This window comes from Pseudoalteromonas sp. T1lg23B (assembly GCF_002964665.1).
Lineage (GTDB): Bacteria > Pseudomonadota > Gammaproteobacteria > Enterobacterales > Alteromonadaceae > Pseudoalteromonas.
On the sequence record NZ_PQBZ01000026.1, the window covers coordinates 1 to 843 of the forward strand.

The following is an 843-nucleotide window of genomic DNA, read 5'->3' on the forward strand; positions in this document are numbered from 1 at the left end:
CCCGCTAAGTTATTCGGTAAGCTAAATGCGGTATTAAATAAATCATTGAGCTCTCTGCCTAGCACCGAGGCGGTCGAGAACACCCATAATATCCCTGGCGGCGCATCAGAGACCACTTCGGTCTGGCCACTGGAGGAAATGATCACCGCATCGACTTTGGTCCCATCCGTACTGCCATAGGTAAAGCCAACCATGAAATACCAAATCATAAACGCGCCGATAAAACGATGAAACGCGGAAAAGTTTTTGCTGCTTAAGGTACCCACGGGTAGTGGTAATATCACTATTCGTGATGTTGATGGCAGTAGTGACTTTGAAGTATTCAGTGTGACCACTGAGAGCGATGGGACAACCACTACGCCAAGTGCTGGCCGTATTGGTATCACCAGTGACAAAATTTATATCAACCCAACCAGTAGTTTATCGGGAAGCACCAACTACGCAATTACGCCAAGTGCTGGCCGTATTGGTATCACCAGTGACAAAATTTATATCACCCCAACCAGTAGTTTATCGGGAAGCACCAACTACGCAATTCGGATTGATACCACCGCAGTAGATGACACCTCAGGCAACAGTTTCGCGGGTATTAGCGACGATACCACTTTTAATTTTACAACGGCGGATGTTACCGCGCCTACGTTTGACAGCGCCTTTAAAAATTTGGAAAAGCTGATAATTAAATTCTTATAGATATTCGTATCTATAAAGAGTTTTCAAAAGTAAAACAATGCCAATTAATCGAAAGATTAATTAGCATCTACTTTAGTATTCAATATTAACTTCTGGCGAAGTTGAAATCAGTCTTTGATTATCAACCTAAAACTATTTTGGGTTGTATGG

The 843-nt window shown here is 42.7% G+C and carries 2 protein-coding genes; one reads left to right on the plus strand and one right to left on the minus strand.

Features of this window, described 5'->3' with window-relative positions; genetic code table 11:
- Nucleotides 1-209: hypothetical protein (locus C2M32_RS06635; protein WP_158678154.1), on the minus strand; the 209-nt coding region annotated here is incomplete at its 3' end.
- A gap of 37 nt (nucleotides 210-246) precedes the next feature.
- On the opposite strand from C2M32_RS06635, the gene C2M32_RS06640 reads away from it, so the two are divergent.
- Nucleotides 247-693: an Ig-like domain-containing protein gene (locus tag C2M32_RS06640; RefSeq protein ID WP_105167683.1), complete on the plus strand. Its 447-nt coding sequence runs from the start codon at nucleotides 247-249 to the stop codon at nucleotides 691-693.
- Nucleotides 694-843 lie beyond the last annotated feature (150 nt).